Origin of the sequence: Pseudomonas sp. PsB (genome assembly GCF_043658375.1) — a bacterium.
Lineage (GTDB): Bacteria > Pseudomonadota > Gammaproteobacteria > Pseudomonadales > Pseudomonadaceae > Aquipseudomonas > Aquipseudomonas putida_Z.
Window position 1 is genome coordinate 1 of record NZ_JBIGLU010000061.1, and the last position, 17,824, is coordinate 17,824.

At 64.5% G+C, this 17,824-nt stretch carries 6 protein-coding genes; 3 read left to right on the forward strand and 3 right to left on the reverse strand.

All coding sequences use genetic code 11. From position 1 onward, the window contains the following. Positions 1-452: 452 nt before the first annotated feature. Positions 453-713, forward strand: a complete 261-nt coding sequence (locus ACGLHT_RS29025; protein WP_025340199.1) for a DUF3077 domain-containing protein — start codon at positions 453-455, stop codon at positions 711-713. Positions 714-891: 178 nt separating this feature from the next. Here ACGLHT_RS29025 and ACGLHT_RS29030 read toward each other — a convergent pair whose 3' ends face one another. The 3 genes from ACGLHT_RS29030 to ACGLHT_RS29040 all read right to left on the reverse strand — a co-directional run bounded on the left by ACGLHT_RS29030 (position 892) and on the right by ACGLHT_RS29040 (position 3,694). Further along, complete coding sequence (locus ACGLHT_RS29030) at positions 892-1,260, reverse strand: hypothetical protein (protein ID WP_274121045.1); 369 nt, start codon at positions 1,258-1,260, stop codon at positions 892-894. A gap of 243 nt (positions 1,261-1,503) precedes the next feature. Further along, the gene (locus ACGLHT_RS29035) at positions 1,504-1,890 is read right to left on the reverse strand and encodes a hypothetical protein (protein WP_394520752.1); all 387 of its coding nucleotides are present in this window, start codon (positions 1,888-1,890) and stop codon (positions 1,504-1,506) included. 397 nt (positions 1,891-2,287) lie between these two features. Next, on the reverse strand, positions 2,288-3,694 hold the full coding sequence (locus ACGLHT_RS29040; protein WP_274121044.1) for a PAAR domain-containing protein: 1,407 nt from the start codon (positions 3,692-3,694) through the stop codon (positions 2,288-2,290). A gap of 625 nt (positions 3,695-4,319) precedes the next feature. Between ACGLHT_RS29040 and ACGLHT_RS29045 the strand changes: the two genes are divergently transcribed. Together ACGLHT_RS29045 and ACGLHT_RS29050 are read left to right on the forward strand one after the other, a co-directional pair. Then, positions 4,320-10,787, forward strand: a complete 6,468-nt coding sequence (locus ACGLHT_RS29045) for a non-ribosomal peptide synthetase (protein WP_274079931.1) — start codon at positions 4,320-4,322, stop codon at positions 10,785-10,787. A 1-nt stretch (position 10,788) separates the two neighbouring features. Then, the coding region (locus ACGLHT_RS29050; RefSeq protein WP_394520753.1) for an amino acid adenylation domain-containing protein at positions 10,789-17,824 on the forward strand (7,036 nt) is incomplete at its 3' end.

Genomic DNA, 17,824 nt, shown 5'->3' on the forward strand with positions numbered 1-17,824 from the left:
TGGCCCGAAACAGATGTAGGAGCAGCCTTGTGCTGCGAAGCGCCGCGCGGGCGGCGCTCGATCTCATAGGCGCTGAACCTGTCATGGCGAACGCCTGTCAGCCCAGATGCATTCCCCAGACATGCCTCCTGCAGCCTACAAAAATCCCAGACTCTTCCTACGCCTCGGGACTGGCAACTCCACCCCCTGCGAAATACCCTACAACCTCTGTCGACACGCGTCTGATTGTTCCTGCAAATCCCGCACTCTAGGCTTTGCCCGTCGCTGACGGTTCAGCGATCGGGTGTGGAAACCCGGCAAGACATATGATGATTGTTGACACGACAGCTGTACGCGGGAGGCCTTCGGGCCTACCGGGTTCATCATATGCCTGGTTTTCCACCCCGTGTGCAGCTGTCACCCCAATGTGTGGAAACGGACGGGTGGCACATAACTCATATGATGACCATTCCATGACCGACGAAACCAAAACCACCCCCGGCGTTACCTACTTCTACCAAGGCGAAGGCCAAACCCATCCGCTGTTCCGTATCGCTGAGGGCATCCCCTGCCGCAGCGCCCGCGAGCAAGCCTCGGAGTTGATGGGCTATGCACGCGACTTATCACTGACCGGTTTGATGGATGGCGATCAGCAGATGCTCTGGGCATCGCATTACTTTGCAGCCATGGCCAAGGCGTTGTTGGATGATGCCGAGTTGGGTTTGATGCGCTGATCCTTGTATTGGCTGGGCTGGCCCTTTCGCGGCTAAAGCCGCTCCTACAGGGATTGTGCATGCCTCAGGTTATGCAGAATGCCTCAGGCTGTGCACAACTCCTGTGGGAGCGGGCGTGCCCGCGAACAACGGCGCAGCCGGTACCATACAATCAGTGGCAAACCGATCTTTACGTCATTTAGTGTTTGGCATAATGAGAAATTAGTGCAAGTAGAGCGGCGGAGGGCGACCAGCTGATAATTATCCATAGCCCGTTTGCCCAAGTAATTTGAGCGTTCCGCAGACCTGTTGGGTCACCTTCATAAGTGTTGGCTGCTTGCTGAATTTGCACCAGCGCTACCAAGGTTAAAGTCGCAGACGTGACCAGAAGCGCGAGCGGCAGCATGAACATGTTATAGAGCGATTGGCTATCCTCCGGCTGGTCGGGTGCCCAGAATTGCCAGCTCACGAAGAGCAGGTAAGGTACCCAATATCTCAATGTCACTCCAAGCGCTGTACCTTCGACGGTCAGATCCAATTCTTTGCTATAGGTGATTGCTCTTTTCATTAGGGGGTAAATCAAGAAAGAGCCAAACACGCCGCAGAGCAACGGGATTAGAGTGAACCCGCTTTGTCCTCGGATAAGTCTCCAGTGGCAATAGCTCCAATAGGGTATATAAAGGCCCCAGGTTAAGCAGGTCATGGTGATCAGCTTCGATGTAGAGACTACGTGAAGTCGGTGTTTTTGAATGCGCTGGTTTGCTTGAGGTTCGGTGTTATATGAAAGATTTGAGTTCATCTGTTTTGTCTCTCAGTCTAGCAGTTTCACCAGGTAATAGATGGCTATCCAAGCGATGCCAATGGTGTTTAGGGATGATGCAATAAGAATTTTTCTTCTTAACTTCTCAGGGAATTGTAAATGGTCTTGTTCATCCAATAGCCCGCTGCGAATGCTTGAGGCGGGGGACCCAATGGCGCCAGCGATTACAGAAATAACTAGAACTCTGGAACCTATTTTTTTCTCTCCCCACATGCCGGTCGCAAATGGAAGGCACGCGCTCCGTTGGAGTGCTGAGGTCATTTCTTTATATTGGCGAGAGCACGCAATGTGAAGGTCAGATACAAGCCCGATTAAGGCGAGGCAGATAGGAGTGCCTAACAGAAATAGTCTTAGTTTCACATCAAGATGCTCAATCATTTTGAAAATCTCGAAGCTCTGTTGTGGTTATATTATGAAATAGTTTATGATTAGCCAGCTAAACCCGGCGGTGTTAAGCCATGATGCGATAGTGATTTTGGCTTTCAGATGTTTAGGGAGCTGCTCAAAATCCCGTGCATCAAGCGAGCCTTTTCGAATGCTGGAGTTTGGCAGTGTGATAGCACCCGCTATCATGAACGTTACCAGCATTCTTGAACGTACACTTTTCTCTCCCCAAAGTCTGACGGAATATGAGAGGCATGGGCTTCGGTGGAGTGCTGCGGTCATTACTTCATATTGACGAGAGCATGCGATATGAAGATCCATCGCGAGTGCGGTTAGGCAGAGGCAGAAAGGGGAAGCGACTAAAAATAGTTTTAGCTTGATGTCGAGATGATTAATCATCTTGAAAAGCCTCGAAAATTATTTCGCCGATTTTTTCACCGCCTTTCATGCCTGCAAGGCTTCCCGCCAATGCTCCTCCGCCAGTGATAACTATTCCGCATACCAAGCTCGCAGGACCTGCTCTCCAACAAACTTGGGTTGCGGCCTTTCCTCCCATCTTTGCGCCAAACCATCCCCCGGCTAAGCCGCCAGAAAAATTTCCCGCTTCAGTAACTCGGACTTTTTCACAGGCCTTTGTATTGCCAGCCTGGCATACTTCGGAGACTTTTATTGCTGAGCCAATTCCACCAACAGCAATACCGATGCGCCCTCCGTGTTTCAAGTATTTAGCCATTTTGGCCAGCTTGTTTAAGTGTGTCGAGTAGCCAGGGATATGTCCTGGAGCGCCAGCTTTGCTCCAATGGTGCACCAAGCTTCTCGATGAGATTCCCAAGTCCCGTCGTAGGCTTTCATAGTTGCCAAGGTTGAGGTGTTTGTTCAGAACAGTCGCATTCAGGTTTGTGCTTAATTTTTTGAACAGTTTTTGACGTTCCGAAAAAAACTCTGGATGGCGAAGATGCCCATGCTTGATGAATTGCTGTCTATGCAGGTCTTCAATTTTTTGTAATGTGACGCTGATTTCATCCAACGATTTGGCAACCATCGCCTCAGCCACCCCCATCGCCAAGCTCACATCGCTGAGTAATCCGGCAATTTCGGCCTGATGGCGCACCAAGAAGTCAGCTTCTTCCGCTGTGAGATCTGCCAAGTCCTCCCGCGCCTGTTTCGCCGCACTCATCGCAAAATGCTCTTCCCGAGTGCACACCGGGCGCCTCAAACCATCACCAATGACAAAGATCTCACCTGCCTTGAAACCACGCTGATACGTCGGGTTCAGCCGCTCCAGAATTGACCGAGGCAGGTTGGCCTGCGGCGCGCCCAGCTCTGCCAGGACTTCCTGGTATGACATGCAGCGCGGAACGATGTAGAAGCCGGGTTCCATGCCTTGAGGAATGGGCGAGGGCTGAACCACCTCAGGCTGATAGGTACTTCTTATTGTGTTACCCGTCTGGGCCTGTGCTGGTGCCTCACGAACAGGCTCAGATGCGGGTGCCCTGCGCGAAGCCGGAGGTGCGTACCCATTTGCAACCAGGCGATTGCTGCCTTGTGGGCACCCGCATTGCACCAGTGCTCCGTCCAGAGCCGTGGGAATACCATCCTGCCGCCAGCGGACTTCGCCCTCGACGATGGTGCCCGCTTGTCCACATAGCGGGCAGGGTGTGGTCGGGTCGCCTTGAAGTAGCCAGTCGCGGCCATGCACACGGCCCCTGGCTTGGCTGGCAATGCAGATGGCGCCTGTGGTGGTCTCGTCGCCGTCCAGGCCTTGGTATCGGCCGAAGATGTTCATGCGCATGCTCATGGCTCGCCTCTTTTTCAGGTGGAAGCCAGGAACCTAGCAGGCGGTTGGCGGGTATTTTCGGGGTGGCGGGGGTTTAGGAAGGGTCCTACAAGGAATAGAGATTTGGACTACGTTATTTTATTGATGGCAATGCCGGCCTCTTCGCGGGCATGCCCGCTCTCATAGAACAACACATGACTCATTGGTTTGGCGAGGTTCTGTAGGAGCAGCCTTGTGCTGCGAAGAGGCCGGTACTGACAAAGCCTGTCTGTTGCTTGTACCGGCCTCTTCGCAGCACAAGGCTGCTCCTACAACGGACGCGTCAGGCGAGCGATATTTGTTCTCTGCGCGACAGCGCAGCCCAAAAGGGCTGGGCAATCTCCCACGGGGGTAGCGTCCCGTCCTGGCTGGCGCCATTCCTGTAGCGGTTATGGCCTTGCTCAGAGACCTTGAAACCTGCGCGGTCGGTGTGGGAGCGGGTTTACCCGCGAACACCGGCGCAGCCGGTGCCAGCCACCCCGTCGCCTGATTCGCGGGCACGCCCGCTCCCACAGGGATGGTGCTGGGCCTAAGGTTGGCGCCACTAAATCACCCCCCCACACCTTCGTCTGACAGTTACCGCTCGACTGCCAGGACACCGCTCGACATGAATGCCGACCAAACGCTCAAGCTCGCCCGCCGCTTCATCGAACTCAGCCCCGACAAGCGCCGCCTGTTCCTCAAGGCGCTGCAGGGCGAGGGCATGGATTTTTCCGTGCTGCCGATTGCGCCCGGGGTGGAGGTGGCCGAGCGTGACCAGCTGTCTTACGCCCAGCGGCGCATGTGGTTCCTCTGGCAGCTCGACCCGCAAGGTGCGGCGTACAACCTGCCCATGGCCGTGCGCCTGAATGGCCCGCTGGACCTGGCAGCCCTGCAGCACGCCTTCGATGCCCTGGTGGCCCGCCACGAAACCCTGCGCACCCGCTTCGTCGCCGACGGCGATGACGTGCGCCAGCAGGTCGATGCCAGCGCTGCCCCGTTGCAGCTGCGCCAGGATGCCATGGCCGGCCTGGACGAAGGCGCCCGTCAGGCCGCCATCGAAACCATCGCCGAAGCCGAAGCCCTGGCCCCCTTCGACCTGGCCAGCGGCCCGCTGTTGCGGGTGCGCCTGCTGCAACTGGCGGCACAGGAGCACATCCTGCTGCTCACCCTGCACCACATCGTCGCCGACGGCTGGTCGATGAACGTGCTGATCGACGAATTCCTGCACCTGTACGACGCCGCCGTGGCCGGCAGCGAAGCCCGCCTGCAACCGCTGCCGATCCAGTACCGCGACTACGCCCTGTGGCAGCGTAGCTGGCTCCAGGCCGGTGAGCAGGAGCGCCAGCTGGCCTACTGGCAGGCGCACCTGGGCGACGACCATTCGCCGCTGGAGCTGCCACTGGACCGCAGCCGCCAGGGCCGCCCCAGCTATCGCGGCGCGCGTCACGAGTTCCCCATCGCAGCAGATGTCGCCGAACGGCTGCGCGGCCTGGCACGCAAGCATAACGTCACCCTGTTCATGGTCCTGCTGGCCGCCTTCAAGCTGCTGCTGCAGCGCTACAGCGGCCAGTCGGCGATCCGTGTCGGCGTGCCCATCGCCAACCGCAACCGCAGCGAAAGCCAAGGGCTGATCGGCTGCTTCATCAATACCCAGGTACTGCACACCGAAATCGACCCGCTGCTGGATATCACCGGCCTGCTCCAGCGCGTGCGCGAAACCGCCGTAGGCGCGCAAAGCCACCAGGACCTGCCGTTCGAGCAACTGGTCGAAGCCCTGGACCTGCCGCGCAGCAGCGAGAGCCCGCTGTTCCGCGTGCTGTTCAACCACCAGGCGCAGGTGGCGGATGTGCAGGCCATCGAGACCCGCTCCGGCCTGAGCCTGGCGCCTGTCGTGCTGGCAAAGCACAGCGCCCGCTTCGACCTCGCGCTGGATACCGATGAGCGAGCGGGGCAGCTGCACGCAGCGTTCACCTATGCGACCGACGTGTTCGATACGGCCACCGTCGAAGCCCTTGGCGAGCAGTGGCTGGCCCTGGTGCAGGCATTGGCCGACGAAGCGGGTGGCGCAGTCGGGGAGCTGCCATTGCCAGGCCTGGCCCCTGCCATTGGCGCGCCTGCGCAGGCTGACGCAACGCTGCTGGTCCACCAGCGTTTTGCCTTGGCCGCCAGCCGCCACCCCGAACGCACGGCGGTGATGGCTGCGGGTGAGCAGGCCAGCTTCGCCGAACTCGATGCCCGCGCCGAGGCCATTGCAGGCCGGCTGGTGGAAGCCGGAGCAGGGCCGGACACACTGGTCGGCGTGCTGGCCGACCGCAGTGTCGGCATGCTCGCCAGTATCCTCGGCGTGCTCAAGGCCGGTGGCGCCTACCTGCCACTGGAGCCCGAGCAGCCGGCCGAACGCTTGGCCTACATGCTTGCCGACAGCGGCACGCGCCTGGTACTGGCGCCCGGTAACTGGCAGGCCGAACTGCCCGAGGGCGTGCAGCGCCTGGACTGGGCGCAAACCTACAACGGTAGCGCCGCCCGCATCGCCCCGACGCCGGCCAACCTGGCCTACGTGATCTACACCTCCGGCACCACCGGCCAGCCCAAAGGCGTGGCGATCAGCCACGGCGCCCTGGCCAACTACGTCGAAGGCATCGCCGCGCGCCTGCCGCTCGAGCGTATCCGCAGCATGGCCCAGGTCTCGACCCCGGCTGCCGACCTCGGCCACACCATGCTGTTCGGCGCCTTGTGCGGCGGCCATACCCTGCATTTGCTACTACGCGAGCAGGTGCTGGATGCCGAAGGCTTCGCCGCCTACCTGGCCGAGCACCAGGTAGACGCGCTGAAGATCGTACCGTCGCACCTGGAAGCCATGTTGGTAGCCGGCCGCTCGGCGCTGCCGGCACAGTGCCTGGTGCTCGGCGGCGAGGCCATCAGCCCGAGCCTGCTGGGCAAGGTCCGCAACCTGGCCCCGGCGCTCAAGGTGTTCAACCACTACGGCCCGACCGAAACCACCGTCGGTGTGCTGGTCGCCGAACTGAACGGGCAGGCCAGCCTCGGCCAGCCCCTGGCCAACACCCGCGTCGCGGTGCTCGACCGCTGCCTGCAACCCCTGCCGGCCAAAGCCAAGGGCGAGCTGTACATCGGTGGCGCCGGCCTGGCCCGTGGCTACCTGAACCGCCCGGCACTCACCGCCGAGCGCTTCGTCCCCGACCCGAACGGCACCCAGGGCCAGCGCCTGTACCGCAGCGGTGACTGGGTTCGCCAAGGCAGCGACCTGCAGTTCGCCGGGCGCATGGATGGCCAGGTGAAGGTCCGTGGCTATCGCGTGGAACTGGCCGAAATCGAAAACCAGCTGCGTGCCTTGGGCGGTGTCGCCAATGCCCTGGTTCGCGTGCATGGCCAGGCGCCGCAACTGCAACTGGCTGCCTGGCTGGTGCCCAGCCAGATGCCGGCCGACAGCCTGGCCTGGGAGGAGTCGGTCCGCGCCAGCCTCAAGAGCCTGCTGCCCGAGCATATGGTGCCGACCCACCTGATAGTGCTGGAGCACCTGCCGGTCACGGTCAACGGCAAGGTCGATGTCAAGGCGCTGCCGGAGCCCGTCGCCACCCAGGTGGCCTACCAGGCGCCGCAGACCCCGCTGCAAACGCAATTGGCGCAGATCTGGGCGCAAGTCCTGCAAGTACCGCAGGTAGGCCTGGGTGACAACTTCTTTGCCCTTGGAGGCCATTCGCTGCTGGCCACCCAGGCGGTATCGCGGATACGCAAGCAGCTGGGCGTGGATATCCCGCTGCGCAGCCTGTTCGACACCGTCGACCTGCAGGCCTTTGCCCAGGCAGTGGCCGAAGGCGAGCGGGGTGCAGGCCTGGACATCGAGATCCTCGACCGCCAGCAACCGCTGCCGGTGTCCCGCTCGCAGAACCGCCAGTGGCTGTTCTGGAAGCTCAACCCCGAAAGCCTGGCCTACAACACGCCGATGGCCGTGCGCATGCAGGGCCACCTCGACCACTGCGCCGTGCAGGCTGCGCTGGATGCCTTGGTAACCCGCCACGAATCGTTGCGCACGGTGTTCGTCGAGGCCGACGGCCTGCCCTGGCAGCGCATCCTGCCGGCCGCCACGGTAGCGATCGGTTTCGAAGACCTCAGCGGCCAGGACCACGCCGCGCAGATGCGCAAGCTGGAAGCCGAAGCCTTCGTCCCGTTCGACCTGGAGCACGGCCCGCTGCTGCGCGCACGCTTGTTCAAGGTGCATGCGCAGGAGCACCTGCTGTCGCTGACCTTGCACCATATTGTCTCCGATGGCTGGTCGATGAGCCTGCTGGTGCGCGAGTTCGCCGCCGCCTACAACGCCGCCGCCACGGGCCAGGCGCAAACCATCGCGCCACTGCCGGTGCAGTACGCCGACTTCGCCGCCTGGCAGCGCAAGTGGCTGGCCGAGGGGCAGATGCAGGCGCAGATCGACTACTGGAAGGCCCGCCTGGAAGATGATTTCGAAGTGCTGGAACTGCCTGCCGACCGTATTCGCCCGCAGGTCAAAAGCTACCAGGGCAGCCGCTTCGACGTGCGCCTGCCACAGGCCCTCACCGAGCGCCTGCGAGCACTGGCGGTGGCATCCAACGCCACGCTGTTCCATGTGTTCCTGGCAGCCTATGCCATCGTGCTGTCGCGCTACAGCCGCAAGGGCACGCTCAACATCGGCGTGCCGGTCACCAACCGCAACCGCCTGGAGCTGGAAGGGCTGATCGGCTTCTTCATCAACGTGGTGGTGGCCCGTATCAGTGTCGATGGCAGCCAGCCTTTCCCGCAGTTGCTGGCGGCGATCAAGGAAACCACCTTGCAGGCCCAGGCCAACAAGGACGTGCCGTTCCTCGAGGTAGCCGAGGCGCTGTACCCCGACCGTGGCCAAGGTGTGAACCCGTTCTTCCAGGTGCTGTACAACCACCTGCGCGACCTTGGCCAGCAGGTATCCAGCGATACCCTGCACGGCCTGCAGGTCAAGGAAGTAAACCTGCTGGAGCCGGGCGCGCAGTACGACATTTCGCTCAATACCCTGGAGCGCTCCGACGGCGTGACTGCGTCGTTCAACTATTCCACCGACCTGTTCGATGCCGCACGTATCGAGCGCATGGCCGGGCATTGGCAAGCACTGCTGGAAGCCATCTGCGCCGAGCCACAGCGCTGCATTGCCGAGCTGGACTTCCTTGGCAGTGCCGAACGCCAGCAGCTGACCCACGGCTGGAACCCGGCGCCCCAGGCTGGCAGCGGCTTGTGCGCGCACCAACTGCTGTCACTCCAGGCCCACGAGCGGCCGGATGCGCTGGCGCTGATCTTCGACGACCAGCAGATGACCTACGCCGAACTGGACCGCAGCAGCAACCAGTTGGCCCACCGCCTGCGGGCGCTGGGCGTGGGGCCGGACTGCCTGGTTGGCGTGGCTGTCGAACGCGGCCTGGGCATGGCCCTGGCGCTGATCGCCATTCACAAGGCGGGTGGCGCCTATGTGCCGCTGGACCCGGACTACCCGCAAGAACGCCTGGCCTACATGGTCGAGGACAGCAATATCGGCCTGCTGCTGGCCGACGTGCCCTCGCGTGAGCGCCTGCAACTGGGCAAGCAACTGCCCTGCGTGGTACTGGAGCCGGGCACCGAGTGGCTGCACGCCTGGCCCGCCGAGCCGCTGGCCAACCTGGCGGCACCGCACAACCTCGCCTACGTCATCTACACCTCCGGCTCCACTGGCATGCCCAAGGGCGTGGCCATCGACCACCAGGCCCTGTCGCTGTTCTGCCAGGTGGCCGGCGACTATTCGCGCCTCACCCCGGGCGATCGCGTGCTGCAGTTCGCCACGATCAGCTTCGATGGCTTCATCGAGCAGTTCTTCCCGCCGCTGGCCCAGGGCGCCTGTGTGGTGCTGCGCGACCTGCGGCTGTGGGACACCGCCACCCTGCTGGACGAGATCAACCGCCACGGCGTGACCGTGGCCGACCTGCCGGCGGCCTACTGGCGCCTGCTGGCGCTGGAGCGCCGAGCCCCCGAGGCCTACGGCCGGCTGAAGCAGATTCACGTGGGGGGAGAGGCGGTGCCGGAAGATGCCCTGCGCGCCTGGCTGGCCGACGGCCCGCCAGCGGTGCGCCTGCTGAACACCTACGGCCCGACCGAAGCCACCGTGGTCGCCACCACCTACGACTGCTCGCAGATGACCGTGGAGCAGATCAGCCAGGGCGGCGTGCCGATCGGCCGTGCCTTGCCGGGGCGTACCCTGCATGCCCTGGACGATGGCCTGGCCCCGACACCGGTGGGCGTACCCGGCGAGCTGTTCATCGGCGGGGCAGGGTGCCTGGCGCGCGGTTATCACCAGCGGCCGTCACTCACCGCCGAGCGTTTCATCCCCGACCCGTTCGACCCGGTTGGCGGTGGCCGCCTGTACCGCACCGGCGACCTCGGCTGCTACGACGAAAACGGCCAGCTGGCCTATCGCGGCCGGGTCGACCACCAGGTGAAGGTGCGCGGCTTCCGTATCGAGCTGGGCGAGATCGAGCAGTACCTGCGGGCGCACCCGGACGTTCGCGAAGCCACCGTGCTGGCCATCGACCTGCCCAGTGGCAAGCAGCTGTGCGCCTATGCGGTGCCGGCCGAAGGTTACCGCGGCGATCTGCGCCAGGCCCTGAAGCAGTACCTCAAGGCCAGCCTGCCGGACTACATGATCCCGGCCTACCTGGTGACCCTGCCGAGCATGCCGCTGACCCCCAGCGGCAAACTCGACCGCAAGGCCCTGCCACTGCCCGACCCGAACCAGCCACAGCATGACTACCAGGCGCCGCAGACCGAGCGGCAGCAGCAGTTGGCGAACATTTGGGCGCAGTTGCTGAACGTTGCCCGGGTCGGCCTGAACGACAACTTCTTCGAGCTGGGCGGCCACTCCTTGCTGGCGGCCCAGGCAGTGTCGCGGATCAACGTCGAGCTGGGGCTGGACATACCCCTGCGGCTGATCTTCAGCCACCCCGAACTACGCGCGTTCGCCCAGGCACTGGACGAGCAGGGCCTGTCGCTCTCCGACGATGGCCTGAGCGATATCGAACAAATGATGAATGCATTCACAGAGGCCTGACATGGAACTCACTGCCGCACAACGCATCGCCCAACGTTTCGTTGGCCTCCCCGTGGAGCAACGCCAGCAGATCCTGGAAAAGATGCAGGCCACCGGGCAGAGCTTCCGCCTGCTGCCCATCGTGCCCGCGCGCCAGGGCCTGGCGCGCATTCCGCTGTCGTACGCCCAGCAACGTCTGCTGTTTCTCTGGCAGCTGGAGCCCGACAGCCCGGCCTACAACGTGCCAATGGCGGTACGCCTGAAGGGCGCGCTGGACCAGGCGGTGCTGCAGCAGGCGCTGGATGCGCTGGTGCAACGCCACGAGTCGCTGCGCACGCGCTTCGCCTCGGAGGAGGGCGAGTTCTACCAGGAAATCCTCGAGCACTGCCCGCTGGCGCTGGAACGGGTGATGTTCGACGGTGCCGCCGACGAGGCAGCGCTGAGCGTGGCCGTGGACGCCGCCCTCAAGCAGCCCTTCGACCTGCTGGCCGGCCCGCTGCTGCGGGTGACCCTGCTGCGCGTGGCCGCCGATCACCACGTGCTGGCGCTGAGCATGCACCACATCATCTCCGACGGCTGGTCCAGCGATGTGCTGGTGCAGGAATTCATCCAGCTGTACAGCGCCCTGGCCGAAGGCCGGCAGGCCGAGTTGCCGGCGTTGCCGATCCAGTACGCCGACTACGCCATCTGGCAGCGCGCCTGGCTCGAGGCCGGTGAAGCGCAGCGCCAGCTGGCCTACTGGCAGGCCCAGTTGGGCGACGAGCAGCCGGTGCTGAGCCTGCCGCTGGACTTCGAGCGCCCGGCCACGCCCAGCCAGCGTGGCGCGGTGGTGCGCGTGGACATCGGCGCCGAACAGGCCGAGGCCCTGCGCAGCCAGGCGCGCAAGAGTGGCCACACGTTGTTCGTGCTGGTACTGGCGGCCATGGCGGTGGTGCTGTCGCGCTACAGCGGCCAGGCCGACATCCGCATCGGCGCCCCGAACGCCGGGCGCAACCGCAAGGAGCTGGAAGGCCTGATCGGCTTCTTCATCAACACCCAGGTGCTGCGCGTGCAGGTGGACGAGCGCGCCACCTTCGCCGCGCTGCTGGAGCAGGTAAAAGACGTGATCGGCGGCGCCCAGTCGCACCAGGAACTGCCGTTCGAGCACCTGGTCGATGCCTTGCTGCCCGAGCGCAACCTGGCCCACAACCCGCTGTTCCAGTTCAAGATCAACCAGCACGTGGCCGCCAGCGATGCAGGGCGCAAGCGCCTGGGCGCGCTGGAGGTGGAAGGCTTTGCCCGTGACGGTGGCGATGCCCGCTTCGACCTGGCGTTCGACTTCTCCGACAAGGCCGACGGCATCGAAGGCTACTTCACCTACGCCACCGACCTGTTCGAGCAGGCCACCATCGAACGCATGGCCGCTTCGCTGCGCCAGGTGCTGGATGCGCTGATCCGTGACCCGCAGCAGGCGATCGTCGACAGCCCGCAAGTGGCGACGCTGCTGCCGGCAGCCACGCAGGCCTACCCGCACGGCAACTTCCTCGCTTTGTGGCGCCAGGCAATGGCGCAAGGCCAGGCCCGCGGCGGTGTGCGTGCCGGTGACCGGTTCATGACCCAGGCCGGGCTGGAGGCGGCGTCCAACCGCCTGGCCGACTACCTGCGCCAGCACGGCGTCGGTGCCGGCAGCATCGTCGCCCTGTGCCTGCCACGCTCCATCGAGTGGGTCGGCGCCTTGCTCGCAGTGCTCAAGACCGGCGCCGCCTATCTGCCGCTGGACACCCAGCAGCCGCCGGAGCGCCTGCAACAACTGATTGCCGACAGTGGCGCCGCCGTACTTCTGCATGAGCCGGGCGACCAGCGCTTCGCCGGCCTGGACGGCGTGCAGCTGATTGCCTGCGATCACGCCGCCTGGGCAACTTGCAGCGACAGCCCGGTCGAGGTGGCCATCGCCGCCGAACAACCGGCCTATCTGATCTACACCTCGGGCTCGACCGGCCAGCCGAAAGGCGTGGTAGTCAGCCACGGGGCGCTGGCCAGCTACACCCAGGCGGTGCTGGAGCGCCTGCAACTGCCTGCCGCGGCAAGCATGGCGATGGTGTCCACCACCGCGGCCGACCTGGGCCACACCGTGCTGTTCGGTGCCCTGGCCTCGGGCCGCCTGCTGCACCTGTTGCCACAGGAACTGGCGTTCGACCCGGATGGCTTCGCCAGCTACATGGCGCAGCACCAGGTCGGCGTGCTCAAGCTGGTGCCGAGCCACCTGCAAGGCTTGCTGCAAGCTGCCCGCGCCGCCGATGTGCTGCCCGCCGAGGCATTGATCCTGGGTGGTGAGGCATGCAGCTGGGGCCTGTTGGAAAAAATCCGCGAACTGCGCCCGGCTTGCCGGGTCATCAACCACTACGGCCCGACCGAAACCACTGTCGGCGTGCTCACCTTCGAGTCGGGGCAGCCGCTGCCAGGTTGCCGCACGGTGCCGGTCGGGCGCCCGCTGGGCAACGCCTGCGCCCAGGTGCTGGATGGCTACCTCAACCCGTTGGCGGCGCAGGTGCCCGGTGAGCTTTACCTGGGCGGGCAAGGCGTCGCCCAGGGCTACCTGGGCCAGCCAGCGTTGACCGCCGAACGCTTCGTGCCGACCGAGGGTGGTGCCCGCCTGTACCGCACCGGCGACCGCGCGCGGCTGACTGCCGATGGCCTGGTCGAGTTCATCGGCCGTGCCGACGATCAGGTGAAGATCCGTGGCTATCGCGTGGAGCCAGGTGAAGTCGGCCGGGTGCTGGCCGGCCTGCCCGGTGTCAGCGAGGCCGTGGTACTGGCCTTGCCACTGGAGGGCGATGCCGAGCGCTTGCAGCTGGTGGCCTACGGTGTGGCCGACGCCGGTGTGACCGTGCAGCAACTGCAGGCGCAATTGCAGGCACGCCTGCCGGACTACATGGTGCCGGCGCAGATACTGCTGCTGGAGCGCCTGCCACTGACCGCCAACGGCAAGCTCGACAAGCGTGCCTTACCGGCACCGGGCGCGGTCAGCCGTGGCTATGTGGCGCCGCAAGGCGATATCGAGGAGAAGCTGGCCGCAGTGTGGGCCGATGTGCTCAAGCTGGAGCAGGTCGGCAGCACCGACAATTTCTTCGAACTGGGCGGCGACTCGATCCTCAGCCTGCAGATCATCGCCCGGGCCAAACGCCAGGGCATCAGGATCACTCCCAAGCAGTTGTTCGAACAACAGACCATCGCCCAGCTGGCCCAGGTAGCCAAGCGCATCGAGGCCAAGCACGCGGTTGCGACCGCAGCCGTGGACACCGCCACCAGCGGCGAGGTGGCATTGCTGCCGGCCCAGGCGCGTTTCTTCGAGATGGAGATCGCCCAGCCGGCGCATTGGAACCAATCGGTGCTGCTCAAGCCTGCCAGCCCGGTGCAGGTGCAACACCTGCAGGCAGCCCTGCGCGCCGTGGTCGAGCAGCATGATGCCCTGCGCCTGCGCTTCAGCCGTGGCGAAAGCCAGTGGCAGGCGCGCTTCCAGCCGCTGGACAATGCACCACTGCTGCGCCAGCGCAACCTGGCTGCGCTGAGTGAGCTGGACGCCGCCGGCAACCAGGTGCAGGCCAGCCTGAACCTGGAGCACGGGCCGCTGCTGCGTGCCGAACTGTTCGATTTCGCCGATGGCCAGCAGCGCCTGCTGCTGGTGGTCCATCACCTGGTGGTCGACGGTGTGTCGTGGCGGGTGTTGCTGGAAGACCTGCAAGCGGCCTACCGGCAATTGCTGAACGGCCAGGCCGTGAGCCTGCCCGCCAAGACCACCTCGGTGAAGACCTGGGCCGAGCGCCTGGCCAGCCATGCCGGCAGCCCCGCATTGCAAGCACAGCACGACTACTGGCTGAAGGCGCTGGCCGGCGACCACGCCGAACTGCCGCGTGACAACCCGCAGGGCAGCCTGGCCAACACCCATGCCCGTACCGCCGCCACACGGCTGGATGCCGAGCGCACCGCCAAGCTGCTGAAACAGGCCCCGGCGGCCTACCGCACGCAGATCAACGACCTGCTGCTGACCGCGCTGGCGCGCACCCTGTGCCAGTGGAGCGCACAGGACAACGTGCAGGTACTGCTGGAGGGCCATGGCCGCGAAGACCTGTTCGACGACCTCGACCTCAGCCGCACCGTGGGCTGGTTCACCAGCCTGTTCCCGGTGCGTCTCACACCCGGCCAGGACCTTGGCCTGTCGATCAAGGCGATCAAGGAGCAACTGCGCGGCGTGCCGGACAAAGGCCTCGGCTACGGCTTGCTGCGTTACTTTGGCGATGCTGAAGTGCGTGACCGGCTCGAGCGTGCCGCCCAGGCCCGTGTCACCTTCAACTACCTGGGCCAGTTCGATGCCAGCTTCGATGCCGAGGCCGGCGCCCTGTTCACTCCGAGCGGGGAAAGCGCAGGCCGTACCCAATGTGCCGGCGCACAACTGGGCAACTGGCTGAGCATCACCGGCCAGGTTTACGGCGGCGAGCTGTTCCTGGAGTGGACCTACAGCGCCGACGTTCATCACCCGGCCACCATCGAGAAGCTGGCCCAGGCCTACGGGCAGGCCTTGGCAGAGCTGGTCGAGCACTGCTGCGATGCGCGGCACCAGGGCGTGACGCCGTCGGACTTCCCGCTGGCCGCGCTGACCCAGGCGCAACTGGACAGCCTGCCGCTGGAGGCCGGGCAGATCGCCGATGTGTACCCGCTATCACCCATGCAGCAGGGCATGTTGTTCCACACCCTTTACGACCAGCAGGCCGGCAACTACATCAACCAGCTGCGCGTGGATGTGGAGGGGCTGGATGTGCAGCGTTTCCACCAGGCCTGGCAGGCCACGCTCGATGCCCACGACATCCTGCGCAGCGGTTTCATCTTGCAAGGCGAACTGGAGCAGGCCGTACAGGTGGTACGCAAGGCCGTCGAATTGCCGTGCCGCGAGCATGACTGGCGTGGTCAGCCGGCGCTGGAGCCGGCATTGCAGGCCCTGGCCGAGGGTGAGCGCCAGCGCGGTTTCGACCTTGCTGCCGCGCCGCTGCTGCGCCTGGTACTGGTACGCACGGGCGATACCCGCCACCACCTGATCTACACCAACCACCACATCCTCATGGACGGCTGGAGCACCTCGCGCCTGTTGGGCGAAGTGCTCCAGCGCTATGCCGGCCTGGCGCCGCAGGCACCGGCCACGCACTACCGCGACTACATCGCCTGGCTGCAGGGTCAGGACGGGGCCGTTGCCGAAGCCTTCTGGAAAGCCCAGCTTGCGGCCCTGGACGAGCCGACCCGCCTGGCCCAGGCCATCGCCGGCAGTGCAGGCGCAAGCGGTAGCGGTCATGGCGACCACCGCCTGGCCTTCGACCCTGAGCAGACCGCGTGCATCGAAGCCTTCGCCCGGGCCAACCGGGTCACGGTCAACACCCTGGTGCAATCGGCCTGGCTGCTGCTGTTGCAGCGCTGCACCGGCCAGGCCAGCGTGTGCTTCGGCGCCACGGTCGCCGGCCGCCCGGCAGACCTGCCGGGGGTGGAGGAACAGATCGGCCTGTTCATCAACACCTTGCCGGTGATCGGCGCCCCGCGTGCCGAGCAGACCGTGGCCGAGTGGATCGGCCAGGTGCAGGCCGGCAACCTGGCCGTGCGCGAGTTCGAGCACACCCCTCTGTACGATGTGCAGCGCTGGGCGGGGCAGGGCGGTGACGCCTTGTTCGACAGCATCCTGGTGTTCGAGAACTACCCGGTGGCCGAGGCGCTGCAACAGGGCGCGCCCGGTGGCCTGCGCTTCGGCGATGTGGCCGTGCAGGAGCAGACCAACTACCCGCTGACCCTGGTGGTGGAACTGGGCACCACGCTGTCGATGCAGTACAGCCATGACCGTGCGCTGTGGAGCGACGAGAGCATTGGCCGCCTGGCTGGCTACTTTGCCAACCTGCTGCAGGCGCTGGTGGAGAATGCTGACGCGGTGATTGGCGAGCTGCCAATGCTGGGCTTGCCAGAACAGCGACAGATGGTCGAAGGCTGGAACGAAACCCAGGCGGCGTACCCGGACGAGCGCAGCATTCACCAGCTGATCGAAGCCCAGGTGTTCGCCACCCCGGATGCCCCGGCGCTGGCCTTTGGCGAGCAGACCCTGAGCTATGCCGAGCTCAACCGCCGTAGCAACCAGCTGGCGCACAAGCTACGCGAGCAGGGCGTGGGCCCGGACGTGCTGGTGGGCATCGCCATGGAGCGCAGCCTGGAGATGGTCATCGGCCTGCTGGGTATCGTGAAGGCCGGTGGCGCTTATGTGCCGCTGGACCCGGAATATCCCCAGGACCGTCTGAGCTACATGTTCGAGGACAGCGGCATCGCCTTGCTGCTGACCCAGTCGCACTTGCGCGAGACCCTGCCGATCCCGGCCGGCCTGCGCAGCCTGGACCTGGATACCGAGAACTTCGACGGCTACAGCGATGCCAACCCGAATGTCGACGTGGCCCCGCTGAACCTCGCCTACGTGATCTACACCTCCGGCTCCACCGGTCGCCCGAAGGGCGCTGGCAACAGCCATCAGGCGCTGGTCAACCGCCTGTGCTGGATGCAGAAGGCCTACGGGCTGGACGCCAGCGACAGCGTGTTGCAGAAAACCCCGTTCAGCTTCGACGTGTCGGTGTGGGAGTTCTTCTGGCCGCTGATGACCGGCGCGCGCCTGGTCGTGGCCCAGCCCGGCGCGCACCGCGACCCGCAGCTGCTGGTCGAAACCATCAACCACCACGGCATCAGCACGCTGCACTTCGTGCCGTCGATGCTGCAGGCGTTCATGACCCACGAAGCGGTCGAAAGCTGCATCAGCCTCAAGCGCGTGGTGTGCAGCGGTGAAGCGTTGCCGGCCGAGCTGGCCCGCCAGACCCTGCAACGCCTGCCAGCGGCGGGCCTGTACAACCTGTACGGCCCGACCGAAGCGGCGATCGATGTGACCCACTGGACCTGCCAGCCGGACGAAAGCATCAGCGTGCCGATCGGCCGGCCGATCGACAACCTCAAGACCCACATCCTCGAAGGCAGCCTGCAACCGGCGGTGCGCGGCAGTGCCGGCGAGCTGT